We start from the raw sequence: 17,061 nt of genomic DNA on the forward strand, positions 1-17,061 counted from the left end.
AGTTGGGGCTTGGTCGGAGTGTTTCTCTCGACATTTGAGAAACCATTGGATGCGAAGCGGCGCCTCGTGGTGCCGATGGAGTTCCGCGCGAGCGTTTCCGGCCCCTTCGACGGCGTGTTCTGCTTTCCTTCGATCGAGGCCGACTGCATCGAAGGCGGCGGCAAGGCGCTCTACGACCGCTACCAGGCGGTGATCGAAGAGCTCGATGTCGGCGACCCGCTGCGCTATTCGCTGGAGTTCACGGTGCTGGGCGGTATGGCCCAGCTGTCCTTCGACACCGCCGGCCGCGTCACCTTGCCGGAAAACCTGTGCCAGATGTTCGGTCTGACCGACCAGGCGGTGATCGTCGGCCTGGGCGACCGTTTCCAGATCTGGCGGCCCGACGCCTTCCACGCCGAGCGGCTGCGCCAGCGCCAGTCGGCCCGCGACGGCCTGGCCGCCCTGCGCGCCCAGCAGCGCCAGGCCCGGATGGGAGGCGCGGCGTGACCGAAGCCCCTCATCTTTCCGTGTTGCTGCCCGAGGTCCTGGAGGCCATCCAGCCCGGGCCGGGCATGACTATCGTCGACGGCACCTTCGGCGCCGGCGGCTACAGCAGGGCCTTTCTGGATGCGGGCGCCGCGGTGATCGCCTTCGACCGCGATCCCACCGCCGCGCGTTTCGCCGCACCCCTGGCGGCGAGCGGCCGCTTCCGCTTGATTCAGGACACTTTTTCCAACATGGCCGAACACGTCCAGGAGGGCTGCGACGGCGTGGCGCTCGACCTGGGCGTGTCGTCAATGCAAATCGACGAGGCCGAGCGCGGGTTCTCGTTCCTCCGCGACGGTCCCTTGGATATGCGCATGTCCCTGGCAGGCCCGAGCGCCGCGGATCTGGTCAACACCGCCGAACCCGCCGAGCTCGCCCGCATCTTCTGGATCTATGGCGAAGAGCGCCAGTCGCGCCGCATCGCCGCCTTCATCACCCGCCGCCGCGCCGAGACCCAATTCGAACGCACCCTCGACTTGGCCGAGGTGGTGGAACGGGCCCTGGGCGGACGCCGCGGGGCCAAGGTGCATCCCGCTACGCGCGTGTTCCAGGCCCTGCGGATCGCGGTCAACGGCGAACTGGCCGAACTCGAGGCCGGCCTCGCCGCCGCCGAGCAACTCCTGCGCGCCGGCGGGCGGCTGGCGGTGGTGACCTTCCACTCGCTGGAAGATCGCATCGTCAAGGCCTTCTTCACCGAGCGGGCCGGCAAGACGCCGGCCGGCTCGCGCCACCTGCCGCCGGCCGCCAAGGGCCCCAGCCCGACCTTCACCCTGCTGTTCAACGGCGCCCGCGCGCCGAGCGAGGCCGAGATCGCCGCCAATCCCCGCGCGCGGTCGGCCAAGCTGCGCGCCGGCGTGCGCACCGCCGAACCGGTCTGGAGGGCTGCGGCATGAACCCGTTCAGTCTGCTCAATCGTCGGGTCCGGGGCTTTTTGGTGATCGAGCTGGTCGCCACGGCCCTGCTGACCGTCACCGTCCTGGCCGTCTACCTGGCCAAGACCGGCGCCGGGGACAAGCGTGACGACATCGTCCGCGTCGAGCAGCAGATCGACGCGGAGACCGCCCAGATCCGCCTGCTGCGCGCCGAGGTCGCCGCCGAAGAGCGGCCTGACCGGCTGGAGGCCCTGGCCAGCCAGTATCTCGGCATGCAGCCGGTGACCGCCAAGCACGAGATCGACGCCGAGGCCCTGGCCGACATCGCCCAGCTGGGCAGGGCCGCCGCCGACGCCAAGCTCAAGGTCGCCGCAGCGACGCCGCATGTGGCCCCCGTCGCCGCGCCCGCGCCGGCCGCCGCCCCGACCCTACAGCACGCCGCCTTCGTCACCGGGGGCGAGCCCGCCGCAAAGGCGCAGCGCTGATGCGCCCGGTGGACCTCGCCTTCTATCGCGCACCCCCGGCGATCCGCTGGGTGCTGCGGCTGATCTGGCACATCGAGCACGGCTTCGAGCGCGCCAGGGCCGAGGGCCACGCCCTGGACGACGCGCGCCGGCGCATCCGCTTCGTGTTCCTGATGTTCTCCGCCGGCTTCGTCGTGCTGGCGGTCTGCGCCTCCAAAGCCGCCCTGTTCCCGAGCGTGGAGCGGGTCACGGCCTTGGCCGCGCCTGACGGCGCGCGCGCCGACATCGTCGACCGCAATGGCCAGCTCCTGGCCGTCGACCTGCCGCACTACGGCGTCTATTTCAATCCAGCCGAGAACTGGGACACGGGCGAGGTGCTGCGTAAGCTGCCGGCCGTCCTGCCCCAGCTGAACGCCGAGCGCCTTGATCGCGCCCTGCACGCCACCCGCCGCCAGTACCTGATCGGCGGGTTGACGCCCGAAGAAAAGGCCAAGGTCGATGACCTCGGCCTGCCCGGCATCTCGTTCGAGAACGAGGTCGGCCGGGTCTATCCGCAGGGCTCGACCGCCGGACACCTGATCGGCTTTGTCGACCGCGGCGGCTCGGGCCTGGCGGGCGCCGAACTGGGCCTGAACCAGGCCATTGACGATGACGCCGGAAAGACGGCCTTGCCCCTGTCGATCGACGTGCGGGTGCAGGCGGCGGTGCAGGACGAACTGTCCAAGGCGGCCGAGAAATTCAACGCCATCGGCGGGGTGGGCATCGTCACCAACGTGCACACGGGCGAGATCCTGGCCATGGCCAGCTGGCCGAACTTCGACCCCAACAAGGCCGGCGAAAGCCCGCCTGCCGACATGATCAACCACGCCGCGGCGACGGTCTATGAGCCGGGCTCGGTGTTCAAGGTGTTCACCCTGGCCATGGGCATCGATGCGGGCCTAGCCAATGTCGATACGCCCTTCGATGTGGCCACGCCCCTGCAGCTGGCCGGCGGGAGGGTGATTCACGACTATCACAAGGGCGACAGCGTCCTGCCCCTGTCCAAGGTGTTCACCCACTCTTCCAACATCGGCGCGGCGCGGCTGGGCCTGATGGCCGGCTCGGAGCGGATGGACAAGTATTTCCGCAGCTTCGGCCTCTTCGCCGCCGCCCCCAGCGAGCTGAAGGAGTCCGCCCGGCCGCTGGTGCAGAAGCGGCTGGACGAGAACACCGTCGCCTCGATGTCGTTCGGCGAGGCCATCGCCGTCAGCCCGCTGGCCATCGCCACCGGGATGAACGCCATCGTCAACGGCGGCCAGTACGTCCCGCTGACCATCAAAAAGCTCGAACCCGGTCAGGTTCCGCAGGGCCACCGGGTGATCTCCGAGGCGACCTCGCGCACCATGCTCGACCTGATGCGCCTGAACGTCACCTCCGAGGACGGCTCGGGCAAGAAGGCCGACGTGCCGGGCTACAGCGTCGGCGGCAAGACCGGCTCGGCCGAAAAGTCGGCCGGCGGCGGCATTGCGCGCAAAAAGCTTGTGTCTTCCTTCGCGGCGGTGTTTCCCACCGACGGGCCGATGAACGCCGACCGCTACTTCATCCTGATCATGCTGGACGAGCCCAAGGCGACCAAGGACACCTTCGGCTTTGCGACCGGCGGCTGGACCGCGGCGCCGTCCGTGGGCCGGATCGTCGAGCGCATCGCGCCCTATGTCGGGGTCAAGCGCGAGCCGATCGACATGGCCACCCTCTATGGCGGCAAGGGCAAGCCGACCGAGCTGCAGGGGAGCGGCCGGTGACCTCTGTCCGCCTCTCCGCCCTGCTGGAAAAGGACCTGGCCGCCGATCCCCTGATCAGCGCCGTGACCGCCGACAGCCGCCGGGTCGCGCCCGGCGCCCTGTTCGTGGCCCTGCCGGGGACCAAGGTGGACGGCAAGAGCTTCGTACCCGCCGCGGTCCAGGCGGGCGCCGCCGCCATCCTGGCGGCAGAGCCGATGACTGGGGTTCCGGTCCCAGTGGTCGCCGTCGCCGATCCGCGCCGGGCCTACGCTCTGGCCGCCGCCGCCTTCTGGGGCGCCCAGCCCCAGACCTGCGTCGCCGTGACCGGCACCAACGGCAAGACCTCGGTCGCCGTCTTCTGCCGCCAGATCTTCGAGCGCCTGGGGCGCAAGTCCGCCAGCATGGGCACGCTCGGCGTGCAGACGGGCGGCGAGCAACTGACCCCGGCGGGCCTGACCACCCCCGACGCCGGCGATGTCGCCCGGCTGCTGGCCGAGCTGGCCGGCCGCGGCGTCACCCACCTGGCGCTGGAGGCCTCCTCGCATGGGGTCGACCAGCGGCGCCTGGACGGGGTGAGCCTGACGGCGGCCGGCTTCACCAACCTGACCCAGGACCACCTGGACTATCACGGCGGCATGGACGAGTACCGCGCCGCCAAGCTGCGCCTGTTCGAGACCCTGGCGCCGCGCGGCTCGGCGGCGGTGCTCAACGCCGACAGCGACGCCTATCCGGCCTTCGCCGCCGCCGCTGTGCAGAACGGGCACAGCCTCTTGTCGGTCGGCGAAAAGGGCCAGTTTCTCACCCTGACCGGCCGCGCCCTGGCGCCCGAGGGCCAGCGCCTGCTGATCCGCGGCGAGGGCCGCGCCTTCGAGGTGCGCCTGCCGCTGGCCGGCGGGTTCCAGGCGTCCAACGCCCTGGTGGCGGCGGGTCTCTGCATCGCCGCCGGCGAGAAGATCGACGCGGTGCTGGAAGCCCTGGAGCATGTCGAGGGCGCGCCCGGCCGGCTGCAGCGGGTAGGTTCGGGCCCTCGCGGCGGCGAGGCCTATGTCGACTACGCCCACACCCCCGACGGCCTGGAGACCGTGCTGGCGGCGCTCAGGCCCCATACCTCCGGGCGGCTGATCGTGGTGTTCGGCGCCGGCGGCGACCGCGATCGCGGCAAGCGGTCCCTGATGGGCGAGATCGCCGCGCGGCTTTCCGACATCGCCATCGTCACCGACGACAATCCGCGCTCGGAGGAGCCGGGCTCGATCCGCGCCGCCATCCTGGCCGCCGCCCCCGGCGCGCGCGAGATCGGCGACCGGCGCGAAGCCATCTTCGAGGCGGCCCGCCTGATGGGCCAAGGCGACGTTCTGGTGGTGGCCGGCAAGGGGCACGAGCAGGGCCAGCTGGTGGCCGGCGTCACCCATCCCTTCGACGACGTGGCCGTGACCCGCGAAGCGCTGGAGGCGGCGCATGGCTGAGCCGCTCTGGACCAGCGACGAGATCCTGGCCGCCACGGGCGGGACCCTGGTCTGCACGCCGTTCGAGGCCACCGGCGTCTCCATCGACACCCGCACGCTGGAGCCCGGCGACCTGTTCGTGGCCCTGGCCGGCGCGCGTGACGGGCACGAGTTCGTCGGCGCCGCCCGTGCGCACGGCTCGGCCGCGGCCCTGGTCTCGCACCCGGTCACGGGCTGCCAGGTGGTGGTCCCCGACACCCTGAAAGCCCTGGAAGCTTTGGGCGCCGCCGCCCGCGAGCGCGCCTCGACCGCCCGCCGCGGCGCGGTGACCGGCTCGGTCGGCAAGACCAGCGTCACCCAGGCCCTGGCTGCGGGCCTGGCCCTGGCCGGCCCGTCCCACGCCTCCATCAAGTCCTACAACAATCACATCGGCGTGCCCCTGACCCTGGCCCGGATGCCCCGCGAGACGCAGCGGGCGGTGTTCGAGGTCGGCATGAACCACGCGGACGAGATCACCCCCCTGTCGCGTATGATCCGGCCCCACGCGGTGGCCATCACCACGGTCGGCCCGGTGCACATGGAGAACTTCGCCGACGGCGAACAGGGCGTCGCCCGCGCCAAGGCCGAGATCTTCGCCGGGCTGGAGCCGGGCGGGGTGGCGGTGCTGAACGCCGACAATCGCTGGTTCGACTTGCTGGCCGGCGAGGCTCGGGCCGCGGGGGCGAAGGTGATGCGGTTCGGTGCAGCGGATGGGGCCGAGGCGCAGCTGACCGGGTTCGAAATGACCGCCGGCGGGGCGGTGGTCGAGGCGGTGCTGCATGGCCGGCCCCTGCGCTTCCCGATCCGCCAGAGCGGCGCCCACTGGGGGCCGAACAGCCTGGCGGTGCTCCTGATGCTGGAAGCCCTCGATGTGGGGCTGGAGACCGGCCTTGCGGCCCTGGCCGAGTTCGCGCCCCTGGGCGGCCGCGGGGCCGAGCGGCGCCTGGTCGTGCGCGGCGGGGACGTTCAGCTGATCGACGAGAGCTACAACGCCAACCCGGTCTCCATGGCAGCGGCGATCGCCAGCCTGGGCGCCCATCCCGCGGCCGGTCGCCGCATCGCCGTCCTGACCGACATGCTGGAGCTGGGGCCGGACTCGCCGCGCTTCCATGCCGAGCTAGCCGGGCCGCTGGCCGAGGCCCGTGCGGACCGGGTGTTCTGCGCCGGCCCGCTGATGCGCGCCCTATGGGAGGCGCTGCCCGCCGCACGCCGCGGCGCCTGGGCCGAAACCGCCCACGACCTCATTGCCGAGGTCGCCGCGGCGATCGGTCCTGGCGACGTCATCATGGTCAAGGGTTCAAACGGTTCGAAGGCAGGCGAGATCGTCTCGGCGCTTTCAGCCATGTTCCAGGAAGAAAGCGCGGGCGAGGGGGCCGCGCACTGATGCTTTACCTGCTGTACCTTCGCCTGGCCGAGCACCAGCACTACGTTCCGGTGCTGAACCTGCTCAAGTACCTGACCTTCCGTACGGGCATGTCGGTGGTCACGGCCCAGGTGATCGTCAACGCCATGGGCTCGCGCTTCATCCGCTGGATGCAGGCCAAGCAGGGCAAGGGCCAGCCGATCCGCAAGGAAGGCATCGAGCGCCACATCATCGAAAAGGCCGGCACGCCGACCATGGGCGGGCTGATGATCCTGGCCGGGCTCCTGGGCAGCGCGCTGATCTGGGGCGACCTGGCCAATGTCTATGTCTGGGTGGCGATCCTGGTCACCGGCGCCTATGGCGTGCTGGGTTTCCTCGACGACTACGCCAAGGTCACCAAGCAGTCGACCGAGGGCCTTTCCGGCCCGGCGCGCCTGCTGATCGAGTTCCTGGTCGCCATCGCCGGAGTGCTGCTGATCGTCTATTTCGGCCAGGTCTCGGCCACCGAAGGCCATCTGCAGACCTCGCTGACCTTCCCGATCTTCAAGAACCTGGTGCTGGACCTCGGCTGGTTCTACCTCGCCTTCGCCGGGGTGGTGATCGTGGGCTCGGCCAATGCGGTGAACTTCACCGACGGCCTGGATGGCCTGGCCATCGTGCCGGTGATGATCGCCGCCGCCGCCTTCGGGGTGATCGCCTACCTGGTCGGCAACTTCAAATTCGCCGAGTACCTGCAGGTCCATTTCGTCCCCGGCGTGGGCGAGCTGGCGGTGTTCTGCGGGGCCATGATCGGCGCCGGCCTGGGCTTTCTCTGGTACAACGCCCCTCCGGCCCGGATATTCATGGGCGACACCGGCTCGTTGGCCCTGGGCGGCGCCCTCGGCACGATCGCGGTGGCCTGCAAGCACGAGATCGTGCTGGCCATCGTCGGCGGGCTGTTCGTGGCCGAGGCGCTCTCGGTGATCATCCAGGTGGCCTATTTCAAGCGCACCGGCCGCCGCGTGTTCCTGATGGCGCCGATCCATCACCACTTCGAGAAGCTCGGCTGGGCCGAGTCCACCGTCGTCATCCGCTTCTGGATCGTGGCGATCATGCTGGCCATGCTCGGCCTCGCCACTCTGAAACTCAGGTGAGGGGAGGCTCGCAGCGATGATCCCCGTCCGGTGTTTCGAGGGCCAGAAGGTCGCCGTGTTCGGCCTCGCCCGCTCGGGCCTCACCGCCGCCAAGGCGCTGGAGGCCGGCGGGGCTGAGGTGGTGGTGTGGGACGACAAGCCCGCCGCCCGCGAGGCTGCGGCCAAGGAGGGCCTGACCCTCGAAGACCTGAATACGGCAGACTGGTCGGAGATCGCGGCCCTGATGCTGTCGCCGGGCGTGCCGCTGACCCATCCCGAGCCGCACTGGACGGTGAAGAAGGCCAAGGCCGAAGGCGTCGAGATCCTTGGCGACATCGAGCTCTTCGCCCGCATGGTCAACGCCGCGCCGGACCACAAGCGGCCCAAGGTGGTGGCCATCACCGGCACCAACGGCAAGTCCACCACCACCGCCCTGATCGGCCACATCCTGGCCGCCGCCGGCCGCGACGTGCGCATCGGCGGCAATATCGGCGTGGGCGTGCTGGGCCTGGAGGACATGCACGGCGGGGCGGTCTATGTGCTGGAGATCTCCTCCTACCAGCTGGACCTGACCTCGAGCCTGAAGCCGGACGTCGCGGTCCTGCTCAACATCACCCCTGACCACCTGGACCGGCATGGCGGCATGGAGGGCTATGTCGCCGCCAAGCGGCGGGTGCTGCTGAACCAGGGCAAGGGCGACACGGCCGTGATCGGGGTCGACGATCCCTATTGCCAGCGCATCTGCACCGAGATCACCGCCGCCAACCGGCGCACCATCTGGCCGATCTCGGCCGGGCGCTCCATGGGTCGGGGGGTCTATGCCATCGCCGGCGTGCTCTACGACGCCACGGGCGACCGGGTGCTCGAGGTCGCCGACCTGCACCGCGCCCGGGCGCTCACCGGCCGCCACAACTGGCAGAACGCCTCGGCCGCCTATGCCGCCGCCCGCGGCCTGGGGCTCTCGGTCGAGGACGCGGCCACAGGGCTTGTGACCTTCCCGGGCCTGGCCCACCGGATGGAGAACATCGGCCAGATCGGCCAGGTCCGCTTCGTCAACGACAGCAAGGCCACCAACGCCGACGCCGCCCGCCAGGCCATGTCCAGCTATCCGCGCTTCTACTGGATCGCCGGCGGCCGGCCCAAGGCAGGCGGGATCAAGGACCTGGACGACCTGTTTCCCCGTGTGGCCAAGGCCTATCTGATCGGCGAAGCGGCCGAGGACTTCGCCAGCACGCTGAATGGCAAGGCGCCCTACGAGATCAGCGGCGACCTGATGACCGCCACCGCCGCCGCCTTCGCCGACGCGCGCGCGGCCGGGGGCGAGGCCATCGTGCTCTTGTCGCCGGCCTGCGCCTCGTTCGACCAGTTCCCCGACTTCGAGGTCCGCGGCGACGCTTTCCGTGACGCCGTCACCGCCCTGATGCGCAAGCCCGCCAAGGGAGCCATCGCATGAACCCCCAGCACCACGCCTTCGCCCGCTCCGACCGGTCGCGGCTGGGGGTGTGGTGGTGGACCACCGACCATATCCTTTTGGGCGCGACGGCGATCCTGATCGCCATCGGCGTGCTCTTGAGCTTCGCCAACAGCCCGGCGGCGGCCGAGCGCTTGAACCTGGGCGACCCGTTCCATTTCGCCGTGCGCCAGAGCATCTTCGCCATCGGCGGGGCCGTGGTGCTGCTGGCCGTGTCGATGATGACCCCGAAGGGGGTCAAGCGGGCGGCCTTCTTCATCTATCTCGCCTCGATCGCGGTGATGATCGCCCTGCCGCTCTTGGGCCACCACGCCAAGGGCGCCACGCGCTGGCTGGAGGTCGGCGGCTTCACCCTGCAGCCGTCCGAGTTCATGAAGCCGGCCCTGATCGTCCTGGCCGCCTGGATGTTCTCGGAAGGGCAGAAGGGCGAGGGGGTGCCGGGCGTCTCTATCGCCTTCGTGCTCTATGGCCTGGCGGTGTTCCTGCTGCTGCTGCAGCCCGACGTCGGCCAGACCATCCTGATCACCATCGCCTTCGGGGCCGCCTTCTTCATGGCCGGGGTGCCGTTCGCCTGGATCATCGGCCTGCTGGTCGTGGCGGGCATAGGCGGGGTGGGCCTCTATTTCGCCTTCGACCACGTCTCCAGCCGGGTGAACAGTTTCCTGTCCCACGACCACGCCGGCGCCCAGGCCGACCCCAACCAGATCCGCCACGCGCTGGAGGCCATCGCCGCCGGCGGCTGGTTCGGCCAGGGGCCGGGCGAGGCGGTCCTTAAGCGCCAGCTGCCCGACGTGCACACCGACTTCGCCTATGCCGGGGGCGCTGAGGAGTTCGGCCTGGTCTTCTCGCTGTTCCTGATCGGGCTTTTCGCCGTGATTGTGCTGCGCGGCCTCTACAAGTCGATGAAGCTGGCCGACACCTTCGACCAGGTGGCGGCGGGCGGCCTGTTCGTGCTGATGGGCCAGCAGGTGTTCATCAACATCGCCATGGAATTGCGCCTGATCCCGACAAAGGGCATGACGCTGCCGTTCATTTCGTACGGAGGCTCGTCGATGCTCGCCATGGGACTGACCTTGGGCATGGCGCTGGCCCTGACGCGCAAGCGCCCGGGCGCCTACACCCCGACCGAAGGCCCGAACGGCGCCTTCGCGTGAGCCGTCGCAGCAACGGCAAGCTCGCGGTGGTCGCCGCCGGCGGCACCGGCGGGCACCTGTTCCCGGCCCAGGCCCTGGCCGAGGCCCTGATCGCCCGCGGCTGGCGGGTGGTGCTGTGCACCGACGAGCGCGGGGCCAATTTCGCCTCCAATTTCCCGGCCGAGGAGCGCATCGGCCTTTCCGCCGCGACCTACAAGCCCGGCGATCCCATGGGCATGGTGCGGGCCGCGCTGGCCATCATGACCGGGGTGATGCAGGCGCGGACTGCGTTCAAGCGGCTGGACCCGGACGTGGTGGTCGGCTTCGGCGGCTACCCCTCCCTGCCGGCCCTCCTGGCCGCCATCTCCACCGGTCGCCGCACGGTGATCCACGAGCAGAACGCGGTGATCGGCCGGGCCAACAAGTTCCTGGCCGGGCGGGTGACCACGGTCGCCTGCGCCTTCCCGACCCTGCTCAAGGCCCCGGCCGCGGTCAGCCGCCGGGCCAAGGTGGTCGGCAACCCCGTCCGGCCCGAGATCCAGGCCCTGGCTGACAAGCCCTATGAGGCGCCGACCGACCAGATCCGCCTTCTGATCACCGGCGGCAGCCAGGGCGCGCGCCTGCTCTCCGAGCTCATGCCCCAGGCCATAGCGCGCCTGCCCGAGTCCCTGCGGATGCGCCTGGTCGTCCAGCAGCAGACCCGCGCCGAGTCCATGGACCAGGCCCGGGCGACCTATCGCAACGCCCTGGTCGAGGCCGAGATCGCTCCTTTCTTCCGCGACATGGCCGGGCGCCTGGGCGCCGCCCACCTGGTGGTCGGGCGGGCCGGGTCTTCGACGGTCTGCGAGTTCGCCGTGGCCGGCAAGCCCGCCATTCTGGTGCCGCTGAAGATCGCCCTGGACGACGACCAGGGCCAGAACGCCCGCCTGCTGGCCGAGGCCGGCGGCGCCGAGATCGCCCGCGAGGACGTGCTGACGGTGGACGTGATGGCCAATGCGCTCGAGACCCTGCTGACCAACCCGGCGCGGCTGGAGCGCATGGCCGCCGCCGCGCGGTCGGTGGCGCGGCCGGATGCGGCCGAGCGGCTGGCGGACGTGGTGGAGGCCACGGCGGGATAGGCGCGAGAAGCTCAGAAGCGCGCCGTCAGGCCGGCGAACAGGTTTCGCCCCAGCCCGTCATAGGTGCTCGGATAGGAATTGCTGTTGGCCCCGATGCCGGCGAGGAAGGAGCCGCCGACCACCGGCGGATCGACATCGAACAGATTGTTGCAGCCGGCCCGGAACTCGAGGCGGCGATCGATGCGCCAGGACAGGCCCAGATCGATGTAGCTGCGAGCGCCCAGTCGGGCGTCGGCCGCCTCGTAGGGCGCGGCCAGGGCCGGGTTGCTGGACGAAGCCGCATTCCTGACCGAAGCGATGTATCGCCAGGCCGCGGACAGCTCGACGCCCCAGGGCGAAGCCCAGGTCGCGCGGAACACATGACGCCAATGCGGCAGCGGGCCGCTGCAGCCAACGCCGAAATAGCCGGCGCAATCGTAGCCGGCCGCGCCGCGGAAGGTGACGTTGGAGAGGGCGAAGACGTAGGTTCCCACCAGTTTGAACATCGCCGACCCGAGGCTCCGCCCCTGCCAGCGGGGCAGGCTGAGCCGGTAGTCCAGATCCAGGTCCAGGCCGTTGGTCCGCAGGGAGGCGGTGTTCTGGGTCAGGCCGGACACATAGCCGTCCGCTCCGAGCCAGAGCGAGCCTGTGCCGGGCTGGCGGTGGATCTGCTTGCAATAGACCGGATCGCCGGTGGCCAGGCACTGCTCGATGACGAAGCCAGGGGGGACCTGGCTGATGCCGTCGCGGATGCGGATGTCGTAATAGTCGATGGTCGCGACCAGGCCGTCGACCCCGCGCGGGGCGACCACTATGCCGATCGTACCTGTGTCCGCTGTTTCAGGACGCAGGTTCGCATTGCCGCCGTCCAGGCTGTTATAGCCCTCCGAGCTGGCCACGATGTGACCGTATTGGGCCGCGCTGACGCCGGTGCGTGCGCAATCGGCCGCCGAGCCGATCGGGCTGGCCCCGGCGCAAGGGTCCACGTCGAACCCCATCCGATCGAGGGATTGCGGCGTGAACAGCTCGACGGCGTTGGGCGCCCGGACCGCATGGTTGAGGCTGGCGCGAACGCTCAGCCCCTCGACCGGCGACCAAAGGCCGCCGGCCTTGTAGGTCCCCGAGCTCCCCAAGTCGCCGTACCACGAATAACGATAGCCCAGCTCCAGGGTCAGATCGCGCAGCAGCAGGCCGCGATTCTGGGCCAGGGGGGCGCGCGCCTCGCCGAACAGGTCGGTTGTGTGGAACGCCCCGCGGACCGGCGTCAGCGGGACGCCGCCCTGGCCGGCCAGGTCGCCGCTGGCCAGTTCGGCGTCGGGTGAAAACGACAGGCTCTCGCGCCGATATTCGGCGCCGAACGCCACGCTGAGACCCTGCGCCGCCCAGGGCGACTTCAGTCCGAACCGCTCCAGTTGGCTGGAGACGCTGGCGCTCAGCACCGTCTCGCCCGTGGTCCCCTTGGCCCTGTCCGGCTGTCCCAGATAGGCGAGCGCAGCCTTGGTCACCCCGCCGACCTGGAAGATGTCGTAGGGAACGCAGCCCGGGCCGCCCGAGGCGCAGACCAGGGCGCCGGACGCATTGCGCACCACGTTGAGCGCGTCGGCGGCGCGCCTCAACGAAATGTCGTGGGTGTCGGTCTGCCCCGTCGCCACGGCCGAACGCATGGCCGACAGGTCATAGTCCCAGCCGCGCAGGTCGCCGCGCGCACCGATGATCAGGCGATAGTCCTGGTGCGTCAGCGTGCTCTGGCGGGCGCCGGCCTCGGTGTCGCGGCGCCCGATGACCAGGAGCGCGCTGCCGCCCGGCGGAACATGGGCGTCGGCGCAGAAGGCCTGCACCTCGGCGGCCGACAGCATGGGATTGCTGCAGGCGATCGAAAAAGGCTGGACGAACAGGCCGCTGGGCGCCAGCTCGGCCACGGTGCTGTCGTACATGAACATGCCGGAAGCGTAGACTTCCAGCGCCGGCGTCACCTGGTATTCGCCAAAGGCGCCGGCCGTGTACCGATCCTCGGGACGCTGGAAATATTCGAACGGGGCGTAGTTGTAGGCGTCCCGAGGCGCATCGAACGGACGCAGGGCGCCGCTCGGCCCGCCGGGGTCCAAGGTCAGGTCCTGCACGAAGCCGGAGGTCGCCGGGTCCAGCACCACGAAACGCGCCAGCGCCGGCGCATGGGTGGAGCCGAAGCAGGACAGTGTCCCGCCGACGGCGCCCAGCGGGCAGGCGCTGAAATCGCGCGCGCCGTTCATCACCGGCTGGGTGTAGCGATAGCCGCCATAGAGGGTGACGTCGCCCCTGCCGTCCGGGGATTTCGCGCCGGCGACCAGCGTGACCTCGGCGCCGTAGCCGTCGGTGACATTCGCCGGCGGCAGAACGTATCCCGCCGCGGCGACGGCGGATTGGATCTGGGCCTCCTGGTTGTGGTGATTGTCGGCCCCGGCCTGGACGTCCACCATCAGGCCGCTGAAATCCTTCTTCAGCACGAAATTGACCACCCCGGCGACGGCGTCCGATCCATAGACGGCCGAGGCGCCGCCGGTGACGATCTCGATCCGGTCCACCAGGGCGTCGGGAATGAAGTTCAGGTCGGGGGCGACGGATCCCCCGGTCGGATCGCCGGGCATCAGCCGCTTGCCGTCGATCAGCACCAGGGTGCGCTGTGGCCCCAGGGCGCGCAGGTTCACCGTCGCCGTACCCGTCGGGTTCAGGCCGACGTGCGAGGTCTGGTCGGCGAAGGTCTGGGGCAGGCGGTTGATCGCATCCTCGACCCGCATCGTCCCCCGGAATTCGAGGTCCTGGCTGCTCAGCCGCCCAATGGCGCTCACGCCGGCGAGCGGGGGCTGGCGAATGCGCGAACCGGTGACGACGATCTCGTGGGACGGCTGCGCCGCCGCCGTGTCGGCGCCAGCGGCGTCCTGCGATCTTGCAGCAGCCACGAAAGTCGTCAGGCCGAGGCAGAATCCCAGGGTTGAGCGGCGCAGGAGGCGCCTCACGCTGCGGCGGCCTTCGCCGCCTCGCGGCGGCAGTCATAGGGCAGGCCCGGCTCCTCGCAGAAGTCCGGCCAGGCGCCGGTGGCGCGCCAGTAGTCGACCAGGCCGAGCCTGGCCGCCAGCAGCATGAACCTCGGGTCCGCCCGCATGGCGCGGGTCGGTGGCAGGAACAGATACGGTGGCGTGTAGGGATCGCCGAGCCGATAGTGCGAAGCCTGGGAGAAGGCGCCGTCGAGGTCGCCCAGCATGGTGAGGAGGGTTGCGGCCTCGCCAGCGTCCAGCGAGCCAGCCGCGGCTGCGGCGGTCACCGCCTGTGCGGCCTTGGCCCTCGCCGCCCGGCTGCTGGAGGCCTTGGACAGGAGTGTGGCGCGCCAGGCGGCCAGGGCGTTCTGGTCCATGCCTTGGGGCCGGGTCGCCGGGTCCGTCAGTTGAGCCAGGGCGGCGGGTGTGTCGCCGTCGATCACGCTGGTCCAGAACCGGGCGTCCTTGGTGCCGTATTGCTCCGGCCACTGGGCCTGCATCTGCTTGACCACCGCCTGGGCCTCCGCCGGCTCGCCCTCGGCCGCCAGGGCCAGGGCTAGGGACGAGGTGGCGTTGTTGTGCAGCGGGTCGAGGTCGTGAGCGCGCTGCAGCCAGGCCAGAGCGTCATGGCCGCGGCCGACGATGGATCTCAGGCGGCCCTCCATCAGGGCGGCGGGCTCGAAGCTGGGGTCGGCGGCGGCGCCCTTGATCAGCAGGGCCTCGCGCTGCTGCAATGCGCGCCGCGGCAAGGCCAGTTCGAGCGCCACATAGGCCTCGCCGTTGTGCGGGTCGAGCGCGAGGGCGCGCTTGGCCTCGCGTTGCACGTCGGCCTGTGATTCCGGGCCGGCCTGGATGAAAGCGTCGGCCACGGCCACGGCCGAATGGCCCCAGGAAAAGTCCGGCGCAGCGGCGACGACCTTCTGGTAGTCGGCCAGCGCCGCCGTCTGGTCGAACTTGCGGATGCCGGTGGTGCTCTCGCGCCCGGCGATGAAGGCGGCGAGGCTGGCCGCATCCAGCTTGACCTTGCCCGAGCGCCCGACCTTGGCCCAGTGGGCGGCGTCGGCGGCATGGGCGGCGACGTCGGCCTGAAGCGCCTCCGGGGCGTCGGCGCCGCCTCGGAACTCATCCGACCAGATGACCTGGTGCTCGCGCGTGTCGTCCAGATGGACGCGGACGACGATGGCGTCGCCGTCATCCCGCACCTCGCCGCCGAGCAGCAGCCCCACGCCCAGCCGGTCGATCGTCTGCCCCCCGCCGGGGCCGCGCAGGGCCTGGCTGTCGGCGGCGGAGACCACCGGAACCTGATTGTCGGACAGCTCGCTGACGATGGCGCCCGGCAGGCCGCCGGCCAGGCCCCGCGCAGCCCCGGCGGCTCCGGGCGCGTCGAACGGCAAGACCGCCACGCGGGCCTCGCGCGGCGGGGGAGCCCACGGCAGGCGGCCTTTCGCCTGCCAGATGCTGGCCGTGGCCAGGGCGACGAACGGCAAGATGGCCGAAAGGATGGGCTTCCAGCGTGACGGGGCCGCCGAAAGGGCCGCCCTGACCAGCGGGGTCGCCGCCGCATCGCCCGGTTGCGGCCGGGGCGAGGGGGTCAGCCGGTAGCCCAGGCCATGGACGGTGCTGAGCAGCGGCGCATCCTGGCCGAGCGCCTTTCGCAGCGCGACGATGTGGACCTGGAGCGCATTGTCCTCGACCACCGTCTTGGGCCAGACGGCGGCCATCAGTTCGTCCTTCGTCACCAGCGCGCCCTCGGCCTTGGCCAGGACGGAGAGCAACTCGAGCGCCTTGCGCCCCAGTGGAACCGGAACGCCCGCGTCCAGCAGCTGGCGCGAGGGCTGAAGGGTGAAGCGCCCGATGTTGTATTCGAGCCCGTCCATCAAAACGCCCCCTCGGCGTATTCAACTCAGGCTGACTTGGGGCTCCGGCGGGCGCGCTAAAGACGAAATTCAGGAAAACTTCAGGATTTCGCCAAGGATCGAAAACGCCGTTCCTTCTATGGCTGCGCTATCGCGTACAGGTAAGCGTAAGCCCTAGTCTTGGTGACATCTTACTGAATGTGCAGGCCCCGGTCGAGCCGAGCTCGCCCGCGCACCGTGCCCTATCGACTTCGTTTGTCCAGCGGCGCCTCGACCGGCGATCGCGAACCTGTGCCCGGCGTCACAGCCGGCGATACGGGGTGGCGCCCGAAACATAAGGATGGAGACTCGAAAATGACTAAGACTTTCCGAGGCTTTTTGCTCGGCGCGGCCGCCCTGGCGGCGACTGCGGCGTTCGCTTCGGCGGCCAATGCGGGCTGCGGCGACAGCATGCTCAAGGAGCCGGCGAACTGGCTGACCACGTCCAGCGACCAGGCCAATCCCCTGCTGACCAAGGTCAGCCTGGGCGATGCGCCGATCACTGGCATGTGGGGGGTCAAGTTCTTCGCCGGCGGCAACATGATCGACTTCGGCTACCAGGTCTGGCACGGCGACGGCACCGAGTTCATGAATAGTGGAGCGCGGGCGCCGGCGACTCAGAACTACTGCCTGGGCGTGTGGGCCCAGACCGGTCAGTACAGCTACAAGCTCAACCACTGGGCCCTGAGCTATGATGCGACCGGACATCTGAACGCCAAGGTGAACATCAAGGAGACGGTCAACCTGGACGTCCACGCGGACTACTTCTCTGGTCCCTTCACCATCGACGCCTACAATCCGACCACGGGGGCCCTGCTGCAGCACGTCGCCGGGCAGGTCACCGGTAATCGGATCAACGTCAACTGACGGCGGTTCG

13 protein-coding genes are annotated in these 17,061 nt (G+C 70.2%); 11 read left to right on the plus strand and 2 right to left on the minus strand.

Going from position 1 to position 17,061, the window contains the following annotated elements; all coding sequences use genetic code 11:
• The first annotated feature begins 18 nt into the window (after nt 1–18).
• The 10 genes from KCG34_RS22275 to murG are packed head-to-tail and all read left to right on the plus strand — an operon-like array spanning nt 19 to nt 11,299.
• Entirely contained in the window at nt 19–486 is a 468-nt protein-coding gene (locus tag KCG34_RS22275; protein ID WP_211937788.1) for a division/cell wall cluster transcriptional repressor MraZ, read from the plus strand.
• Nucleotides 483–1,418: a 16S rRNA (cytosine(1402)-N(4))-methyltransferase RsmH gene (gene rsmH / locus KCG34_RS22280; RefSeq protein ID WP_211937789.1), complete on the plus strand. Its 936-nt coding sequence runs from the start codon at nt 483–485 to the stop codon at nt 1,416–1,418. The genes KCG34_RS22275 and rsmH overlap by 4 nt, the downstream gene beginning before the upstream one ends.
• Nucleotides 1,415–1,882 (plus strand): cell division protein FtsL, encoded by a 468-nt coding sequence (gene ftsL / locus KCG34_RS22285; RefSeq protein ID WP_211937790.1) that lies wholly within the window; start codon nt 1,415–1,417, stop codon nt 1,880–1,882. The genes rsmH and ftsL overlap by 4 nt, the downstream gene beginning before the upstream one ends.
• Nucleotides 1,882–3,642, plus strand: a complete 1,761-nt coding sequence (locus KCG34_RS22290; protein WP_211937791.1) for a peptidoglycan D,D-transpeptidase FtsI family protein — start codon at nt 1,882–1,884, stop codon at nt 3,640–3,642. The genes ftsL and KCG34_RS22290 overlap by 1 nt, the downstream gene beginning before the upstream one ends.
• Nucleotides 3,639–5,084, plus strand: a complete 1,446-nt coding sequence (locus tag KCG34_RS22295) for a UDP-N-acetylmuramoyl-L-alanyl-D-glutamate--2,6-diaminopimelate ligase (protein ID WP_211937792.1) — start codon at nt 3,639–3,641, stop codon at nt 5,082–5,084. Before KCG34_RS22290 ends, KCG34_RS22295 begins: the two co-directional genes overlap by 4 nt.
• Entirely contained in the window at nt 5,077–6,486 is a 1,410-nt protein-coding gene (locus tag KCG34_RS22300) for a UDP-N-acetylmuramoyl-tripeptide--D-alanyl-D-alanine ligase (protein ID WP_211937793.1), read from the plus strand. The genes KCG34_RS22295 and KCG34_RS22300 overlap by 8 nt, the downstream gene beginning before the upstream one ends.
• The gene (mraY, locus tag KCG34_RS22305; protein WP_211937794.1) at nt 6,486–7,598 is read left to right on the plus strand and encodes a phospho-N-acetylmuramoyl-pentapeptide-transferase; all 1,113 of its coding nucleotides are present in this window, start codon (nt 6,486–6,488) and stop codon (nt 7,596–7,598) included. Before KCG34_RS22300 ends, mraY begins: the two co-directional genes overlap by 1 nt.
• A 16-nt stretch (nt 7,599–7,614) precedes the next feature.
• The gene (gene murD, locus KCG34_RS22310; RefSeq protein ID WP_211937795.1) at nt 7,615–9,030 is read left to right on the plus strand and encodes a UDP-N-acetylmuramoyl-L-alanine--D-glutamate ligase; all 1,416 of its coding nucleotides are present in this window, start codon (nt 7,615–7,617) and stop codon (nt 9,028–9,030) included.
• Nucleotides 9,027–10,202, plus strand: coding sequence for a peptidoglycan glycosyltransferase FtsW (locus tag KCG34_RS22315; RefSeq protein WP_211937796.1), 1,176 nt, complete (start codon nt 9,027–9,029; stop codon nt 10,200–10,202). Before murD ends, KCG34_RS22315 begins: the two co-directional genes overlap by 4 nt.
• Entirely contained in the window at nt 10,199–11,299 is a 1,101-nt protein-coding gene (murG, locus tag KCG34_RS22320; protein ID WP_211937797.1) for an undecaprenyldiphospho-muramoylpentapeptide beta-N-acetylglucosaminyltransferase, read from the plus strand. The genes KCG34_RS22315 and murG overlap by 4 nt, the downstream gene beginning before the upstream one ends.
• An 11-nt stretch (nt 11,300–11,310) precedes the next feature.
• Here the strand turns inward: murG and KCG34_RS22325 are convergent, their stop codons facing one another.
• Both KCG34_RS22325 and KCG34_RS22330 read right to left on the minus strand, forming a co-directional pair.
• Entirely contained in the window at nt 11,311–14,214 is a 2,904-nt protein-coding gene (locus KCG34_RS22325) for a TonB-dependent receptor domain-containing protein (protein ID WP_211937798.1), read from the minus strand.
• A 53-nt stretch (nt 14,215–14,267) separates the two neighbouring features.
• Complete coding sequence (locus KCG34_RS22330; protein ID WP_211937799.1) at nt 14,268–16,166, minus strand: winged helix-turn-helix domain-containing protein; 1,899 nt, start codon at nt 16,164–16,166, stop codon at nt 14,268–14,270.
• Nucleotides 16,167–16,499: 333 nt separating this feature from the next.
• On the opposite strand from KCG34_RS22330, the gene KCG34_RS22335 reads away from it, so the two are divergent.
• The gene (locus tag KCG34_RS22335) at nt 16,500–17,051 is read left to right on the plus strand and encodes a hypothetical protein (RefSeq protein ID WP_211937800.1); all 552 of its coding nucleotides are present in this window, start codon (nt 16,500–16,502) and stop codon (nt 17,049–17,051) included.
• Nucleotides 17,052–17,061 lie beyond the last annotated feature (10 nt).

This window comes from Phenylobacterium montanum, from assembly GCF_018135625.1.
In the GTDB taxonomy this organism is placed as follows: domain Bacteria; phylum Pseudomonadota; class Alphaproteobacteria; order Caulobacterales; family Caulobacteraceae; genus Poindextera; species Poindextera montana.